The sequence below is a fragment of the Flavobacterium agrisoli genome (genome assembly GCF_016522065.1).
GTDB classification, from domain to species: domain Bacteria; phylum Bacteroidota; class Bacteroidia; order Flavobacteriales; family Flavobacteriaceae; genus Flavobacterium; species Flavobacterium agrisoli.
In genome coordinates this window covers 215,669-232,033 of the sequence record NZ_JAEHFV010000001.1, presented here as the reverse complement: position 1 = coordinate 232,033, position 16,365 = coordinate 215,669, and the positions used below count along the sequence as shown (strand labels likewise).

Sequence of the window (16,365 nt, the reverse complement as noted above, 5' to 3'; positions counted from 1 at the left end):
TTGGTTAAAAATGGTATATTTGCCAAAAATTTATCAAAAATGAACGAATTACAATCTATAATAGAACAAGCTTGGGAAAACCGCGCTTTACTACAAGAAACAAAAACTACCGATGCCATTAGAGAAGTTATCGAATTATTAGATTCTGGTAAATTGCGTGTTGCTGAACCAAAAGGTGATGGTTGGCAAGTAAACGAATGGGTTAAAAAAGCAGTAGTAATGTACTTCCCTATTCAAAAAATGGAAACTTGGGAAGCTGGAATTTTTGAATACCACGACAAAATGGAATTGAAAAAAGACTACGCCGACAAAGGAGTTCGTGTAGTTCCAGGAGCTTCAGCTCGTTATGGTTCATTTATCTCTAGCGGAGTTATCATGATGCCAAGTTATGTAAATATTGGTGCTTATGTTGATGCTGGAACTATGGTAGATACTTGGGCAACTGTGGGTAGCTGTGCTCAAATTGGTAAAGATGTTCACTTGAGTGGTGGCGTAGGAATTGGTGGTGTTTTAGAGCCATTACAAGCTGCTCCTGTAATTATCGAAGACGGTGCTTTTATCGGTTCTCGTTGTATTGTAGTGGAAGGTGTTCATGTGGGTAAAGAAGCTGTTTTAGGTGCAAATGTTTGTTTGACTGCTTCTACCAAAATTATTGATGTTACTGGTGAGGAGCCAGTTGAAATGAAAGGTTTTGTACCAGCTCGTTCGGTTGTTATTCCTGGAAGTTATACTAAAAAATTTGCTACTGGCGAATACCAGGTACCTTGTGCTTTAATCATCGGAACACGTAAACCTTCTACGGATTTAAAAACATCATTAAATAACGCTTTACGCGAATACGACGTAGCTGTTTAAAAATAGTTATATTTGAAAAAATAAAAACCAAATTCCAACATTACAACTATTGGAATTTGGTTTTTTTATTCCCAATTTACAGTCTTTAAATCTACTTGCTTCAATGAAAATTCTTGTAATTCAACAAAAAATGATTGGCGACGTTTTGATCAGCAGCATTATTTGTAACAATTTACGAATAGCTTATCCAAATGCACAGATTGACTATTTGGTTTACGCCAGTACAACTCCTGTATTAGAAGGAAACTTTTCCATAGACAACATTATTCTGTTCGAAGAAAAACACCGAAAAAGCAAATTAGAATTAGTAAAACTAGCACTTGAAATACGATCCTCAAATTACGATATCATTATTGATGCTTATTCCAAACTCGAAAGTTGGTTTATTGTATTATTGAGTAATGCAAAAAGAAAAATTTCATATCAAAAACCAGGGCGTACTTTTTTATATACCGATAATATTCCGTTTGAATCCTCACCAAAAACCAATCTAGGCTTGGCAATCGAACGCCGATTATCGTTACTTTCTCCTTTAAAAATTACCATCCCGATCGATCCGGAACCTAAACTTTTTATCACAAACGACGAAAAGAATCAAGCTATTTCTCTTTTAGAAAATCATAAAATAGATCGAAACAAAAAAACAATCATGATTAGTCTTTTAGGGAGTGAAAAGTTAAAAACATACCCACTTGATTATATGGTTGAAATAGTTGACACCATAGCAGATACCCTAGAAAATATTAATATCCTTTTTAATTATTTACCCAAACAGCTAAGCGATGCTCAATTTGTATACAATGGTTGTAAACCCTCAACGCAATCTAAAATATATTTTGATGTATTAGGCAATGATTTAAGAGGCTACATTGCCCTTATGAATGAGTGCGACCTCATAATTGGAAATGATGGAGGCGCTATTAATATGGCCAAAGCTTTAAATAAACCTACCTTTACTATTTTTTCTCCTTGGATTGAGAAAAAAATATGGTCTACTTTTGAAGATGGTAAAAAACATATTTCTGTTCACTTGAACGATGACAAGCCAGAACTTTTCACAAATAAACCAGAAAAACAATTAAAAAAAGAGGCTTTAAATTTGTATAAAGAATTTAAACCTACTTTTTTTGTTTCTAAATTAAAAACCTTTTTACATCAAAATTTGAACATTTCAAACGATTAAAAGAATGATGCTTTTTTATGCCTTCCAAAACTTAAGTTTCTTTTTTAAGCGTTTTTTCTTGACAAATCGTTCTTGAAAATCTTGTGTCTCAAACCACATTTTTTTAAATATAACTTCTTCCGATTGTTGCGAATAATACTTAGCATACTCATTACTCATAATGGCAATCATTTCTTTTTTAGGAGTCAATCGGCTGCAATTTTTCATACGTTGTTCAAATGTCATTTGAGAATGAAAATTCATCCTGTTCAAATCGACCAAAAAGAAATCGTAAATACCCGCTTCTCTCTTTTTAATTAAGGTATTACCTGGCGAATGATCTAAAAACTCCACTCCTTTTTCATGCAATTGAAACGTAAAATGGGTAAACTGTCTCAATATATTTTCATGATCGGGATAATCCGGAATTTCAACTAATTCTCTAAAAGTTAGTTCTGTTTCCAAATGTTCACTCACATAATAGCTATCAAGTAAACCCAGCCAATTAAAATTCTCATAATAAGCAATTGGTTTTGGAGTACCTATACCTTTTTCTAACAAAATAGTAGCAAATTCAAAAGAACGTTTTGCTTTTGATTTTCTAAAATATTTATAAGCTATTTTATTAATCAAATTTGGAATTTTGAAGGATTTAATATTAAGTATTAAGCCCTTAACATCAAATAATTTTATTTGATTACGCTGACCTAAAACGAAATCTTCTCCCTTATTTTTAAAATCGCTAATAAAAATTTTAATTTGATTTTGGTCTACTATTTTATTAGTATATATTATATCCACAATTAATAAATTTAATTATCTAATAATTTTTTATATATTTTATATGTTCTTTCCGCAATAACAGAAGATATAAATTCCTCATTAATTATTGTTTTGCTCTTACTTATAAATTCTTGTTTTAAATCGAAATTATTTAACAACATACAGATTTTATCTCCCATTTTTTTAAAATCCTTGATTGAACATAAATAACCATTCTTCCCATCTTTTATAATAGAAGGGATAATCCCTACATTTGTAGCTATAATTGGCACTCCTATTAACATAGCTTCTAGTACTGAGGTTGGACCTCCCTCTCGTTGGGACGTAAGTAAAAAAACATCAAATTGACTATTTAAACTAAACGCATCCTCAACATTATCAGTAAAAATTAAATATTCTTTAAGTCCTTTTTGAGAAACTTTTATTTTTAAATCATTAGTTAATTTTGAAAATTTTCCAATTTGAAAAAAAACAATGTCTTTTCTTTTCAGAAAATTAACTAAATAATCTACCGTATCAATTAAAGTATCTAAGTCCTTTGCCGTAGTATGATTCGCAATATTTCCTATTATAAACTTTCCAGATGGAATATGGTATTTTTCTCTTAAATTGATATTGGTTTCTACATATAATAATTCTTTCGGAACACAATCTGGAACTACGACAAGTTTTTTTTGATTTGATTTATTAAGTGCTTTTTTAAAATCCTCTTTTACACTTTTTGAAACACAAAAAATAACATCTATATTATTTGAATTGTATTTAAATTTACTAAAGAAACTACTACTAGCACTTATTGCCTTTTTTGAAAAGACCGTTTTTATTTTAATATTTGAAAAAAAACCAACGATAAAATAAAACGTTAATGAACTACTATTATGAAGATGGATTACATTTGGTTTAAGTGAATTGATTAAGTTTTTAAAAAATTTAAAATTTTTAAAATTTATTATTTTATTATCAGCAAAAGGAATAAAGGAAATATTGTTAATCATACACTCTTTTTCCAACTTTGTTCCCTTAATTCCTAAAACGGTATTGACAACTCCAAGTTTATTTAATTCAGGAATACAATTAATTATTTGTTGTTCATTTCCTCCCCAAGCCTTAGCACCAGTGATATGTAAAATTATCATAATAGATTATTGTAATTATATGCAAATATAATTACCCTTAACAAAACATTACCAAAAACAACGTAATAAATAGAAATTAAATATTTAACTAAATGCTTGTCATTTTTTTTCTCTAACTAATATACTTTATATATCAAAAAAATAAAAAATCCTTGATTTAATTTTAGTACTATTTATTTGAAATTTAAAATTCCTTTTCCAAGCGATTTAACCGAAGTATCTAAATTAGCAGTTGAGGTTTCTGATAATTTCTTTATAAAATGTGTTTCAACAACAAAGATTTGTCCTTGATCCTTCGCTGGTGCATTGGGCACAAAAACTACTACTTTACCTGTAGGTTCTTCTTCAATTAAATAAGCGGGTTGCCAATAATCTCCTTGTTTTAGCAATACTGGAGGGTATTGCGGTGGTTTAACACCTTTCTTTTTTAATAAGTTAGCCTCTGCTATTTTTTTATTTTTTTCATAACCCGGAAAAAAAAGGATCAATTTGCTATCTAACCAATCACTAAATTGTTTAAGATAAGCCCAACGCACCATATAACCACTAAAATATAACAATAAGAGTAGAATAACACCTCCAAAAACATCGGTAGCAATTCTTCCAAAAATGACATCAAAACCTAAGAGATGTGCCGTTTTTTCGCCATATTTTTCAAAAAATCCCCAAACACGTTTTAAAATTTCATAAAAAACATATAGGGGAATCAATAAGGCAGCACCAGCTAAACAATTATCTTTGACTTTTTCTAAAAATTTAATCATAATAAAAGCTTTAAATTAAACAGTTACCAATTATTCAAACTAAAATTGAATGTACTGTAAATTTATACTTTATCTAAATAATTAACAAAGAAAATACTTCAAAAAAATTAATTGATAAGTGAGGTTTTATTTTTAATAAAATATTGAGAAAGAAATGTAGCAACTCCGTCATCAGCATTGCTATCAATTATTTCCAACTGAGGTAAAACATCTTTTAAAGTTTGAGGTGCATTTTTCATAATCAAACCTTTACCAGCTTTAGAAAGCATTTGTAAATCATTAAAACCATCTCCAAAAGCCACCGCCTGACTCATCGTAAAACCTTCATTTTGCAAAACCTTTTCGATGGCAAAACATTTATCAATCGATTTATCCATAAATTCCAAACAAGTTGGCAAACTAAAGGCATGATGTAGCGTATCGGCATTATTGGCTAAAATAGCATCTTTTAAGACAATTAGTTTTTCCTGATTTTCGTGAGCAAAAAAGATTTTAATTGCGCTAAAATCTTCTAAGCTCTTATAGTCAACCAATTCGGGTAAATATTTCAAATCGGCTTGAAAGCTATTTAATTTTTCGCTTAATTTATTAGTTTGCCATACATTTTCTTTGAATAAAACCACGGTTATTTCGGGATCAATTTCGACATTTAAGGCCTTTTTCACCAAGTCACTTTCCAAATCAAATGAAAATAACAACTCACGTTGCGGAGTGTGAATTCGAGCTCCATTAGAACTTACAAGATATACCGGAAAATCAAGTGTATCTAAAATTGCCATAGCATCTAAATGATGACGACCAGTAGCTACTATTATCAAATATCCATTTTGATGCAGTGTTTTAAAAACAGATTTGGTGTAGTCGGAAATCCGATGATTGGGTTTTAATAAAGTACCGTCTAAATCAGTTACGATTACTTTTATAACGTTGAAATTTTGTATCATATCCATAAAATTGTCTTTTACAAATTTACCCTTTTCAACTACAAAAAAAAAAGAAACTCAAAGATTCATTTAATATAAATCAAAAAATTACTATTTGATTAACAAAACTTTACGAATTATTCAAATAAAAAAAACGTTTCATAGTGTTTCTTTTAGAACACCACAAAACGTTTTAAAGTTGTAAATTATCTAATCGTGATTTTCGATTTGCTTGTAGGCATCAATCACTTTTTTCACTAGGCGGTGGCGCACTACATCTTTATCATCGAGATAAATCATACCGATACCATCAAGATCTTTTAACACTAATAGCGCTTCTTTTAATCCCGAAATGGTTCTGCGTGGCAAATCAACTTGACCAGGGTCACCTGTAATCATAAATTTAGCATTTTTACCCATACGCGTCAAAAACATTTTCATTTGATTGTGCGTGGTGTTTTGAGCTTCATCTAAAATTACAAAGGCATTATCCAAAGTTCTTCCGCGCATAAAAGCCAATGGCGCAATCTGAATAATTCCTTTCAAAATATAATCGTCTAATTTTTCATTAGGCAACATATCTCGGAGTGCATCGTAAAGCGGTTGCATGTAAGGATCTAATTTTTCTTTCATGTCTCCCGGCAAAAAACCTAGATTTTCGCCAGCTTCAACTGCGGGTCTGGTTAGAATGATGCGTTTTACTTGCTTTTCTTTTAACGCCTTGACAGCCATAGCAACACCTGTATAGGTTTTTCCGGTTCCAGCAGGGCCCACGGCAAAAACCATATCGTTTTTATTAATGCTATCAACCAGTAATTGTTGATTAGGAGTCATTGCTTTAATAAGCTTTCCTCCTACTCCATGAACCAATACTTTGTCATGATCGTACGCTTTTTTTTCTTCTTGACCATCGCTCATTATAACACGTTCAATAACATTATCATCAATATTATTATATCGTGTAAAATGCAACATCAGTCTTTGAAAGCGTTTTTCAAATTCATCTAAAACATCTTTTTCGCCAAAGGCTTTGAGAGTAGTCCCTCGCGCTACAATTTTAAGCTTCGGGTAATACTTTTTAATAATTTCAAGATGCGAATCTTGAGCGCCCCAGAATTCTTTTGGAGCGATGTCAACGAGCTCGATTATTCTTTCGTTCAAATGAGGTAGTTTTAAATTAAAATTAAATCGTTTTAAAAATCAGGGTGCTGTCGGGTATTTTAAAAACTCCAAAATCGGAATTTGTTTTTCGTTTATTCGTTTTTACAAAACCTAATTTATTAGCTTTGCATTACTCAAATTTAATAAAATTTAAACTTAGATTCTACCATTAGTTATAAACAAAATGATGTCAATAATTACCCTTACTACCGATTACGGCTTAAAAGACCACTTTGTTGGGGCTTTAAAAGGGAAAATTTTTTCGGAACTTCCTGAAGCTCGCATTATTGATATTTCGCATGATATTGACCCCTTTAATGTTACCGAAACCAGTTATATAATTAATGCCTCCTATATAAGTTTCCCTAAAGGAACTGTTCATTTAATTGGGGTTGATATCGAAAAAAATAAAGAAACCCAACACATAGCCATGCAATGGAATGATCAATTCTTTATTTGTGCCGATAATGGCATTTTGAGTATGCTTACTCAAAAAATAAAACCGCAAAAAATGGTCATGCTCAACATACACGATCGTTTTCCTGCTGATTTTACCGATTTGGATATTTTTGTAAAAGTGGCCTGTCATTTGGCTAAAGGCGGTTTGTTAAATGTGATTGGAAAAGAAATTCAAAGCATTAAACAAATTACCGAATTGCAGTCGGTTGTGAGTAACGATGGTAATTCTTTAAAAGGAAACATAATTTATATTGATCATTTTGGAAATGTGGTTACCAATATTACCAAAAAACAATTTCTAGAAGTTGCCAAAGGTCGGAGTTATGAAATTGTCATGAAACCCAACAATATTAAAACTATATTACCTAATTATTCGGCCATTGCCGACTCTAATAAATTTTCAATAAAAAATTACGAAGGAAAAAAACTAGCCATTTTTAACGAAGCAGGTTATCTGGAAATTGCTATTTTTAGAAGCAATCCGACCAAAGTAGGCTCTGCAAACAGTTTATTGGGATTAAATTATAGAGACCCTATTTTAATTGAATTTTCGAATTAATTTTCCTCAAAATAAAATACATTTGCAACCTAAAAAAGAGAGCAATTTAACTTACGCAACACGTTCGTTTTTTACTCTAAAATGCAACAAAAAAACAACTAAATGAAATCTATCATTTTACGAGAAATAAAATCCTTCTTTGGTTCGCCAATAGGTTATTTGGTTATTGGTTTATTTTTAATTAGCAACGGACTATTTTTATGGGTTTTTGAAGGAGATTATAACATTCTGAATTCTGGTTTTGCCGACCTAAATCCGTTTTTCACTTTAGCGCCTTGGATTCTTATTTTTTTAATTCCTGCTGTAACCATGCGAAGTTTTTCGGATGAAAAAAAACAAGGAACAATCGAATTATTGTTAACCAAACCTTTACCAACTTGGCAAATTGCTTATGGCAAGTTTTTTGGTTCTTTTTTACTGATTGTTTTAGCCATTATTCCGACTTTAATTTACGTAAAAGCCATTTCTGATTTAGGAATGACCGAAGGAAATTTTGACATAGGAAGCACTATAGGTTCTTATATCGGACTGTTATTTCTAGCTGCGGCTTTTGCTGCTATCGGTATTTTCACCTCGACTTTATCCGATAATCAAATAGTGGCCTTTATTGGCTCAGTTTTTTTATGTTTTTTATGCTTTTTCGGTTTTGACGGATTTGCTACTATCATCAAAGGATTTTCATTCCTTTCTAATTTTGGCATACAAGCCCATTATACAAGTATGAGCCGAGGGGTTTTGGACACTCGCGATATTATTTATTTTTTTAGTATCGTGATTTTATTTCTTTCGTTAACCGTTTACCAATTAAAATCATTTAAAAAATAATGAAAGCTTCTACCCAAAAAAACGCCCAATCGCTACTGGTTATAGTTGCTATTTTGATTGCTCTTAATTTTGCCGGATATTTTGTATTTCATCGGTTTGATTTAACCCATGATAAACGCTATACTTTATCGCCAACTTCTTTACATATTATTAAACAAGTACAAAATCCGCTGTCGATAAAAATTTATTTAGGAGGCGACCTTCCGCCTGAATTTCATCGTTTGCAATTAGAAACCAAACAATTACTAGAAGAATTTCAAGCATACAACCGAAATATTGTTTTTGAATTGGTAAATCCTTTAGAAAATGAAGAGGAAAGCAAAGCCTTAACCAAAGAATTGTTTTTAAAAGGCTTAACTCCCGTAAATATTACAGTTGAAGATAAAGGAAAACAATCGCAAGCAATGGCTTTTCCTTGGGCAATTGCCGTTTACAATAATAAAGAAGTCAATATTCCGCTACTCAAAAACAGCATGGGAGCATCAACCACTCAAAAAGTAATGACTTCTATCCAACATTTGGAGTATGCGGTTGCCGATGCTATCAACAAAATAACCACCGAAAAACAGAAAAAAATAGCGGTTATTAAAGGAAATGGCGAAATGAAAGAGATTTTTATGGCGAAGTTTTTAATGCAAATTCGCGAAAGTTATCATATCGGTCCTTTCACTTTAGATTCTGTTGCGAAAGATCCAAATGGCACTTTAAAAGCTTTAAAAAAATACGATTTAGCCATTATTGCCAAGCCAAACGAAACTTTTTCCGACGAAGTAAAACAAGTTTTGGACCAGTTTATCATGAATGGCGGAAAAACACTTTGGTTGATTGATGAGGTTACTGCCGAAATGGATAGTTTGTATAATAATTCTGGAGCAACCTTAGCTTTTGGAAAAGATTTGAATTTAAACGACCTTTTCTTTAAATACGGTTTCCGAATTAATCCTGATTTGATTAAAGATGAAAATGGTAGTGTTTTAAAATTAGCAACTGGAGAGCCCGGAACCGCTACTCAATTTCAAGATTTTAACTGGAAATTTGCACCTGTAGTTTATCCAAATAATGCTCATCCGATTGTAAAAAGTTTAGGTGGTATCCGTTTGGATTTTGCTAATCCGATTGATACTTTAAAAAATGGAATACACAAAACTGTGCTTTTACAATCTTCTAAATTTTCTAAAAAAATTGGAACTCCTACCGAAATAAATTTAAACATTGTGACCGAAGAAACGTCTCCAAACCATTACATCAACACGGGCAATTTACCCGTAGCCGTTTTATTGGAAGGTGCATTTGAATCGGTATACGAAAATCGAGTATTGCCGTTTAAAGAAACTGATTTCTTAAAAAAAGGAAAAAACACTAAAATGATTGTCGTTTCTGATGGTGATGTTATCAAAAATCAATTGGATAAAGAAGGTATGCCAGTTGAATTAGGTTATGATCAACGTACGGGCAACATGTATGACAACAAAGATTTTGCCTTAAACTGCGTTAATTATTTGCTCGACGATAACGGACTTATTAACATTCGCAGTAAAGAAGTTGACTTGCCTTTACTCGATAAAAATAAAGTTTACGAAAACTACACCAAAACTCAAATTCAAACCATTGGCCTACCGCTTGTTATTTTAGGTGTTTTTGGTTTGGTGTTTACTTTTATTCGCAACAGAAAATATGCACGATAAGTGTTGATAAAAAATTTTCAATACTAGGATAGTTTACGATATATTTGTATTCTGTCTTAGTTGAAAAACTAAAATATAGCTAAATATTAAAATACAACAGATGAAATTTATAGTATCGAGTTCGTACTTATTAAAACAATTACAAGTTTTAGGTAGCGTTATCAACAGCAACAACACCTTACCTATTTTAGATAATTTTTTATTTGAATTAGATAACAATACTTTGACGGTTTCTGCATCTGATTTAGAAACAACCATGTCGGCCACTTTGGCAATCGACTCAACAAGTCAAGGAAGTGTTGCCGTTCCCGCTAAGTTATTACTAGAAATTTTAAAAACGTTTCCAGAACAGCCATTAACTTTTACTGTTGAAGAAAACAACACAGTCGAAATTAGCTCTAATTCGGGTAAATATGCCGTTGCGTATGCTGCAGGCGAAGAATTTCCAAAAGCTGTAAGTCTTGATGATCCATCGGTGACCTTAGTTCCTTCGGATGTATTGGCAACTGCGGTAAGCAAAACAATTTTTGCAGCGGGTAATGATGATTTGCGTCCGGTAATGTCGGGAGTATTTTTTCAATTTTCGCCAGAAGGACTTACTTTCGTAGCCACCGATGCTCATAAATTGGTAAAATATGCGCGTACCGATGTAAAAGCATCGCAAGTAGCCGATTTTATCATGCCTAAAAAACCTTTAAATATTTTAAAAAGCATTTTAGGAACTTCGGATGCTGAAGTAAAAATCGAGTATAACGATTCGAATGCTACTTTTTCTTTTGATAATTATATTTTAATGTGTCGTTTAATTGACGGTAAATACCCAAATTACGAAGCGGTAATTCCAAAAGAAAATCCAAACAAGTTAATGATTGATCGTTCTTTATTTTTAAGTTCTGTTCGTCGTGTGGCTATTTTTTCTAATAAGACGACACACCAAATTCGTTTAAAAATTGCAGGAGCTGAATTGAATGTTTCTGCCGAAGATATTGATTACTCAAACAAAGCCGAAGAACGTTTAACGTGCGATTATCAAGGAGATGATATGCAAATTGGATTCAACTCTCGTTTTTTAACTGAAATGCTTACCAATTTACAATCGGATACAATAATGCTGGAAATGTCTTTACCTAACAGAGCTGGAATTTTAACGCCTGTAGATGGTTTAGAAGAAGGCGAAACCGTAACCATGTTAGTGATGCCGGTAATGCTAAATAGTTAACATTTAAGTTTATATTTGTTAAATTTAGTTCTTTGCAAACCAAATAAAAGCTGTATTATTGTAAAAAAAATGCTATTAACCAACCAATTTTTATATCTAAAAACCGCAATTTCACTTAGAGTTGCGGTTTTTTACTTTTAGAAAAAAATTGTAATACCCAAAAAACCCGATAAATTTTGATTTATCGAGTTTTTTTATATTGAGTAAACTCTTCCGCTTATATCCATTCTTAATGGCTCACGATGTTTTCGAGCTCTTTAGGATTGTGTTTATGACGAAACAAAATAGCAAAAGCAATTGCAATTAGTAAAGCATAACAAGCAAAAGCAAGCCAAATGGTATGCCAATCTTTCATTAAAATTGCAGTAGAAAAAGTGCCATTATCTAAAATGTTTGTGCCTTGATTTTCTACAAAAGCTATCATTTTTGGATTGTTAACCTCTGTATCTAAAAATAAAGACAATTCCTGAGTATTGTGAAACGATTTTGTGAAAAACTTATCAATAGCCCACCCTGATGTAAAACTACCTAAAACAGCCCCTACTCCGTTAGTCATCATCATAAACAATCCTTGTGCTGAAGATCTGATTTTAGAATCGGTATTGGTTTCTACGAATAAAGAACCTGAAATATTGAAAAAATCAAATGCCATTCCGTAAACAATACAAGATAAAATTATCATCCACAAACCGCCTACAGGGTCGCCATAGGCAAATAAACCAAAGCGTAGCACCCATGCCAACATACTAATTAACATAACTTGTTTGATTCCGAAACGTTTTAAAAAGAAAGGAATTGCCAAAATAAATAAAGTCTCGGAAACTTGAGAAATCGACATAATAATCGTCGAATATTTAATTACAAACGAATCGGCATATTTAGGAAAATGCTTGAATTCATCTAAAAACACATCGCCATAAGCATTCGTTAATTGTAAAGCTCCTCCTAAAAACATCGAAAAAATAAAAAACAAAGCCATTTTGTAGTTACCAAACAATTTAAAGGCTTCTAAACCTAATGTTTCGCTCCATGTAGCATTTTCTTTAATTAACCTTTGCGGCTTACATTTTGGTAACGTAAAGGCATATAATCCTAATAATAATGCACCTAAACCTGCAATGTAGAATTGAAACTCAGTCGATTTACTTCCTGATAAATTCGTAATCCACATGGCCACAATAAAACCAATTGTTCCCCAAACCCGAATAGGCGGAAACTCTTTTACTACATCTTTATCATTTAATTTTAAGGAAGTATACGAAATCGAATTACTTAAGGCAATTGTGGGCATATAAAAACACATGGCCAATAACATTACATAAATAAAAGTTTCGGGTGTGGTGACTTGCGGAATATAAAACAAAACCAAAGCATACAAAATATGTAAAACACCGTACAATTTTTCGGCATTCACCCAGCGGTCTGCCATAATTCCGGTTAAAGTAGGCATAAAAAGAGAAGCTATCCCCATGGTTCCGAAAACCAAACCAAACTGCGTTCCATCCCAAACCTTTGTACCAAACCAATAATTACCAATTGTAATAAGCCAAGCTCCCCAAACAAAAAATTGTAGAAAGCTCATTAAAATTAACCTGTTTTTAATTCCCATTCGATGTAATATTGGTTAAAAATTAGGAGTGTAAAACTAATCTTTTATAAAATAATGGCAAAAAATTAACTCTTTTTAACAGTTTTATTTACAAGTTCTAAAACCGTTTGAAATTGCTCTTCACGAGTTAAATTAGAATTGTCAATTTCGATAGCATCGGCAGCAATTACCAAAGGTGAATCCGCCCTGTGTGTATCAATATAATCACGCTCAACAACATTTTTCAAAACCAACTCATATTCAACCACATCACCACGTTCTTTCAATTCTTCATACCTCCGTTTGGCACGCGTATCAGCACTAGCGGTCATGAAAATTTTTAATTCGGCATCCGGAAAAACAACGGTACCAATATCTCTTCCATCCATTACAATCGCTTTGTTTTTGCCCATTTGCTGTTGTTGCTCTACTAATTTGGAACGAACTTCTGATACTTCGGCTACTTTACTCACAAAATTAGAAACCTCAATGGTGCGTATTGCCATTTCTACATTTTCGTTATTCAAATACATTTCGGCAAAACCCAATTCAGAATTGAATTGAAATTCCAGTTTTATATCTTGTAAGTGAGCAATTAAGGCTTTACTATCAAAATGTGATTCATCTATAAAATTATGTTGCATAGCAAACCAAGTCACCGCTCGGTACATAGCGCCTGTGTCTACGTAAACGTACGACAATTGTTTGGCTAATTGTTTGGCTAAAGTGCTTTTTCCTGTCGATGAAAATCCATCGATAGCAATGGTTATTTTTTTCAAAATTCAAATTATTTTTAAAGTGTAAATTTAAAGAAACCAATCGGGCTAATAAAAGCAATTATTGTAAATTAAGCGTTAACCCAAATAGACTGGTATTGGCTGCCGAAGTGTATCGGGAATACGAATAATTAAATTTTAATTTATTCAATTTAATTCCGAATCCAAATGATATTCCGGAGAAACTGCGTTGTTCGACAATTTTTAATTCGGCCGATCGTCTAAAATTATATCCAATTCTAAGGTTTATCGCTTTTTTAGGAAACAATTCAACACCAAATATCGTGTGTCGAATCACGTTGCTTAAAAACCCTACATTTTCTTCGCTCGAAGTTCCATCTAAATTATTTTCGGCTCTGTTAGGATTTGAAAAAGCCAGATTCCATTGTTGCAAATTCTCAAAAGTCAAATGCCAACGAATAGGAACATGCTCTAACTCTTGCGAAATTCCCGCTATAATTTCAAACGGCAAAGGTTCTCTGATTCCCGAATAGGTTTTAAACTGGGTTCCGATATTTCGGAAAACCACACCATAATTAATATCATTTCGGTCATCGATATAGATAAATCCTAAATCCAAAGCACCTCCAAATGAATTATAATTTTCTAAAGTAGACGTTATTAATTTGGCATTTGCGCCAATAAACATATCGGTATACGGAATATTATAAGCGTACCCGACTGACAATGCGGCCTCACTTCCTGAAAAATTACTTGTTGCTTGGCCATTTTCGTCATAACCTTCAAAATCGCCGTAATTGACATAGGTTACACCTGCTTGAAAAGTTTGTAAATGCCTATCGTACGTATACGCATAGGAAGCAGTTCCATAAGCCACTTCTCCGTAATAATTACCGTAATTTATGGCTAAATGATTGTCCATATCGGCATTAAGAGTTGCCGGATTAAAAAGAACCTGATTAACATCGTCATCATAAAGTGTTATGACTTGCCCGCCTAAGGCTGCTTGTCGAGGCGAAGTCATCAAATTTAAAAATTGATAGGTATATTTCCCTCCAATTTGTCCGTAAGAAACGATACAAAAAAGGAAAAAAAACAGCACTACCTTCTTATTTTGCATATTTATATGACTTAATCTGAACTAAAACGCAACTGCGAAGATAAAATTATAAACCGATAAACCGCAAAAGCTTTATAAAAATTGCTATCCTAATTTTTATAAAATTTCTCTACAATATTCTATCCTAATAAAATTGCTTTTATCAACTTAATTTTCAGCGCTAAATATTAGACTTATTCAGTCAATTTTCTAATTCTTAAAAATTTAATTTTAATGATTAATTTTAAGTGGAATGGTCATGAAAAAAGAAATAAATCCCCCAAAACAAAAACAAAAATTACCCGGCAATGAGTTTGCCATGCAACCGGAACCCGAAATTATTAAAGAAAATTATGTGGGCAGCGGCAAGTTGCTTGGCAAAGTAGCTTTTATTACAGGTGGCGATAGTGGCATTGGAAGAAGTGCTGCAATTCATTTTGCAAGAGAAGGTGCCAATATTGCGATTGTGTATTTAAAAGAAGACAAAGATGCTTTGGAAACCAAAAATTTAATTGAAAAAGAAGGCAGGCAATGTTTGTTGATTAGTGGTGATTTGAAAGACGAGAAATTTTGTAAATTGGCTATAAAAAAATGTGTGGATGAGTTTAAAGGAATTAACATTGTTGTAAATAATGCGGCAATTCAATTTCCAAAAAACGAATTGGAAAAGATTACCAGCAAACAATTGCATACCACTTTTGAAACCAATATTTACTCCTATTTTTATATAACTACAGCAGCTTTGCCTCATTTAAAAGCGGGAGACACCATTATCAATACCAGCTCGGTTACGGCTTATCGAGGCAGTGAACATTTAGTAGATTATTCGAGTACTAAAGGCGCAATAGTTAGTTTTACTCGCTCTTTATCCGCTATGTTAGCCAAACGAAAAATTCGCGTAAACGGAATAGCTCCGGGCCCAATTTGGACACCCTTAATAGTTGTTTCTTTTGATAATTTAGATGAATTCGGAAAAGACAATCCAATGGGGCGCCCAGGTCAACCCTCTGAAGTTGGACCTGCCTATGTATTTTTAGCCTCGGAAGATAGCAGTTATATTTCGGGACAATTTATTCATATCAATGGTGGTGAATTAGTGGGAGCGTAATCTCTAAATGAATTTAAAATGGTACTAACGGATGTAATTGGATTTGTAGCTGGTATTTGCGTAACTATCTCTATTGTTCCCCAAATTTTAAAAGTTTGGAAAAGGAAAAAAGTAAAGGATATTTCGTTAAAAACGTTTAGTATCATCACATTCGGAATTGCCTTATGGGTTGTATATGGCATTCTTAAAAAAGATTTACCCATTATCATAACCAACAGTATTTCATTGGTTTTAAATGGAATCATGATTTTTTTCATCCTCCATTTTGAAAAAGAATAAACATAACGGTTAAAACATAAAAA

Annotated in this window: 16 protein-coding genes; 8 read left to right on the top strand and 8 right to left on the bottom strand. The window is 32.3% G+C overall.

The window, feature by feature from the left end:
• The first annotated feature begins 39 nt into the window (after positions 1-39).
• Both I5M07_RS00895 and I5M07_RS00890 read left to right on the top strand, forming a co-directional pair.
• Positions 40-855, top strand: a complete 816-nt coding sequence (locus I5M07_RS00895) for a 2,3,4,5-tetrahydropyridine-2,6-dicarboxylate N-succinyltransferase (protein WP_200104307.1) — start codon at positions 40-42, stop codon at positions 853-855.
• 103 nt (positions 856-958) lie between these two features.
• The gene (locus tag I5M07_RS00890; RefSeq protein ID WP_233621903.1) at positions 959-2,038 is read left to right on the top strand and encodes a glycosyltransferase family 9 protein; all 1,080 of its coding nucleotides are present in this window, start codon (positions 959-961) and stop codon (positions 2,036-2,038) included.
• A 15-nt stretch (positions 2,039-2,053) separates the two neighbouring features.
• On the opposite strand, the gene I5M07_RS00885 is transcribed toward I5M07_RS00890, so the two are convergent.
• The 5 genes from I5M07_RS00885 to I5M07_RS00865 form a co-directional block, all read right to left on the bottom strand.
• A complete protein-coding gene (locus tag I5M07_RS00885) occupies positions 2,054-2,818 on the bottom strand; it encodes a lipopolysaccharide kinase InaA family protein (RefSeq protein WP_200104306.1) in 765 nt (254 codons plus the stop codon).
• Between the two features lie 11 nt (positions 2,819-2,829).
• Positions 2,830-3,936 (bottom strand): glycosyltransferase family 4 protein, encoded by a 1,107-nt coding sequence (locus tag I5M07_RS00880; protein ID WP_200104305.1) that lies wholly within the window; start codon positions 3,934-3,936, stop codon positions 2,830-2,832.
• A gap of 173 nt (positions 3,937-4,109) precedes the next feature.
• Positions 4,110-4,700, bottom strand: coding sequence for a DUF502 domain-containing protein (locus I5M07_RS00875; RefSeq protein WP_200104304.1), 591 nt, complete (start codon positions 4,698-4,700; stop codon positions 4,110-4,112).
• Positions 4,701-4,807: 107 nt separating this feature from the next.
• Positions 4,808-5,650: a Cof-type HAD-IIB family hydrolase gene (locus I5M07_RS00870; RefSeq protein ID WP_200104303.1), complete on the bottom strand. Its 843-nt coding sequence runs from the start codon at positions 5,648-5,650 to the stop codon at positions 4,808-4,810.
• A 183-nt stretch (positions 5,651-5,833) separates the two neighbouring features.
• A complete protein-coding gene (locus tag I5M07_RS00865) occupies positions 5,834-6,784 on the bottom strand; it encodes a PhoH family protein (RefSeq protein WP_200104302.1) in 951 nt (316 codons plus the stop codon).
• A 187-nt stretch (positions 6,785-6,971) separates the two neighbouring features.
• On the opposite strand from I5M07_RS00865, the gene I5M07_RS00860 reads away from it, so the two are divergent.
• The 4 genes from I5M07_RS00860 (at position 6,972) to dnaN (ending at position 11,531) form a co-directional block, all read left to right on the top strand.
• Entirely contained in the window at positions 6,972-7,802 is an 831-nt protein-coding gene (locus tag I5M07_RS00860; RefSeq protein ID WP_200105129.1) for an SAM hydrolase/SAM-dependent halogenase family protein, read from the top strand.
• Between the two features lie 102 nt (positions 7,803-7,904).
• The gene (gldF, locus tag I5M07_RS00855) at positions 7,905-8,627 is read left to right on the top strand and encodes a gliding motility-associated ABC transporter permease subunit GldF (RefSeq protein WP_200104301.1); all 723 of its coding nucleotides are present in this window, start codon (positions 7,905-7,907) and stop codon (positions 8,625-8,627) included.
• Positions 8,627-10,312, top strand: a complete 1,686-nt coding sequence (gldG, locus tag I5M07_RS00850) for a gliding motility-associated ABC transporter substrate-binding protein GldG (protein WP_200104300.1) — start codon at positions 8,627-8,629, stop codon at positions 10,310-10,312. The genes gldF and gldG overlap by 1 nt, the downstream gene beginning before the upstream one ends.
• 100 nt (positions 10,313-10,412) lie before the next feature.
• Complete coding sequence (dnaN, locus tag I5M07_RS00845) at positions 10,413-11,531, top strand: DNA polymerase III subunit beta (RefSeq protein WP_200104299.1); 1,119 nt, start codon at positions 10,413-10,415, stop codon at positions 11,529-11,531.
• Between the two features lie 229 nt (positions 11,532-11,760).
• Here the strand turns inward: dnaN and I5M07_RS00840 are convergent, their stop codons facing one another.
• The 3 genes from I5M07_RS00840 to porQ form a co-directional block, all read right to left on the bottom strand.
• Positions 11,761-13,140 (bottom strand): nucleoside permease, encoded by a 1,380-nt coding sequence (locus I5M07_RS00840; protein WP_200104298.1) that lies wholly within the window; start codon positions 13,138-13,140, stop codon positions 11,761-11,763.
• Positions 13,141-13,205: 65 nt separating this feature from the next.
• The gene (gene cmk / locus I5M07_RS00835) at positions 13,206-13,898 is read right to left on the bottom strand and encodes a (d)CMP kinase (protein ID WP_200104297.1); all 693 of its coding nucleotides are present in this window, start codon (positions 13,896-13,898) and stop codon (positions 13,206-13,208) included.
• A 58-nt stretch (positions 13,899-13,956) separates the two neighbouring features.
• On the bottom strand, positions 13,957-14,976 hold the full coding sequence (gene porQ / locus I5M07_RS00830; RefSeq protein WP_200104296.1) for a type IX secretion system protein PorQ: 1,020 nt from the start codon (positions 14,974-14,976) through the stop codon (positions 13,957-13,959).
• A 238-nt stretch (positions 14,977-15,214) separates the two neighbouring features.
• On the opposite strand from porQ, the gene I5M07_RS00825 reads away from it, so the two are divergent.
• Positions 15,215-16,063 carry an SDR family oxidoreductase gene (locus I5M07_RS00825; RefSeq protein WP_200104295.1) on the top strand — a complete coding sequence of 283 codons (849 nt, stop codon included), beginning with the start codon at positions 15,215-15,217 and terminating at the stop codon, positions 16,061-16,063.
• An 18-nt stretch (positions 16,064-16,081) separates the two neighbouring features.
• Positions 16,082-16,342 (top strand): SemiSWEET transporter, encoded by a 261-nt coding sequence (locus tag I5M07_RS00820; protein ID WP_200104294.1) that lies wholly within the window; start codon positions 16,082-16,084, stop codon positions 16,340-16,342.
• The last annotated feature ends 23 nt before the right edge of the window (positions 16,343-16,365 follow it).

Coding starts and splice junctions, on each gene's coding strand:
- I5M07_RS00895 (WP_200104307.1), top strand. CDS start 40: ATGAACGAATTACAATCTATAATAGAACAAGCTTGGGAAAACCGCGCT.
- I5M07_RS00890 (WP_233621903.1), top strand. CDS start 959: ATGAAAATTCTTGTAATTCAACAAAAAATGATTGGCGACGTTTTGATC.
- I5M07_RS00880 (WP_200104305.1), bottom strand. CDS start 3,936: ATGATAATTTTACATATCACTGGTGCTAAGGCTTGGGGAGGAAATGAA.
- I5M07_RS00875 (WP_200104304.1), bottom strand. CDS start 4,700: ATGATTAAATTTTTAGAAAAAGTCAAAGATAATTGTTTAGCTGGTGCT.
- I5M07_RS00870 (WP_200104303.1), bottom strand. CDS start 5,650: ATGGATATGATACAAAATTTCAACGTTATAAAAGTAATCGTAACTGAT.
- I5M07_RS00860 (WP_200105129.1), top strand. CDS start 6,972: ATGTCAATAATTACCCTTACTACCGATTACGGCTTAAAAGACCACTTT.
- gldF (WP_200104301.1), top strand. CDS start 7,905: ATGAAATCTATCATTTTACGAGAAATAAAATCCTTCTTTGGTTCGCCA.
- gldG (WP_200104300.1), top strand. CDS start 8,627: ATGAAAGCTTCTACCCAAAAAAACGCCCAATCGCTACTGGTTATAGTT.
- dnaN (WP_200104299.1), top strand. CDS start 10,413: ATGAAATTTATAGTATCGAGTTCGTACTTATTAAAACAATTACAAGTT.
- I5M07_RS00840 (WP_200104298.1), bottom strand. CDS start 13,140: ATGGGAATTAAAAACAGGTTAATTTTAATGAGCTTTCTACAATTTTTT.
- porQ (WP_200104296.1), bottom strand. CDS start 14,976: ATGCAAAATAAGAAGGTAGTGCTGTTTTTTTTCCTTTTTTGTATCGTT.
- I5M07_RS00825 (WP_200104295.1), top strand. CDS start 15,215: ATGAAAAAAGAAATAAATCCCCCAAAACAAAAACAAAAATTACCCGGC.
- I5M07_RS00820 (WP_200104294.1), top strand. CDS start 16,082: ATGGTACTAACGGATGTAATTGGATTTGTAGCTGGTATTTGCGTAACT.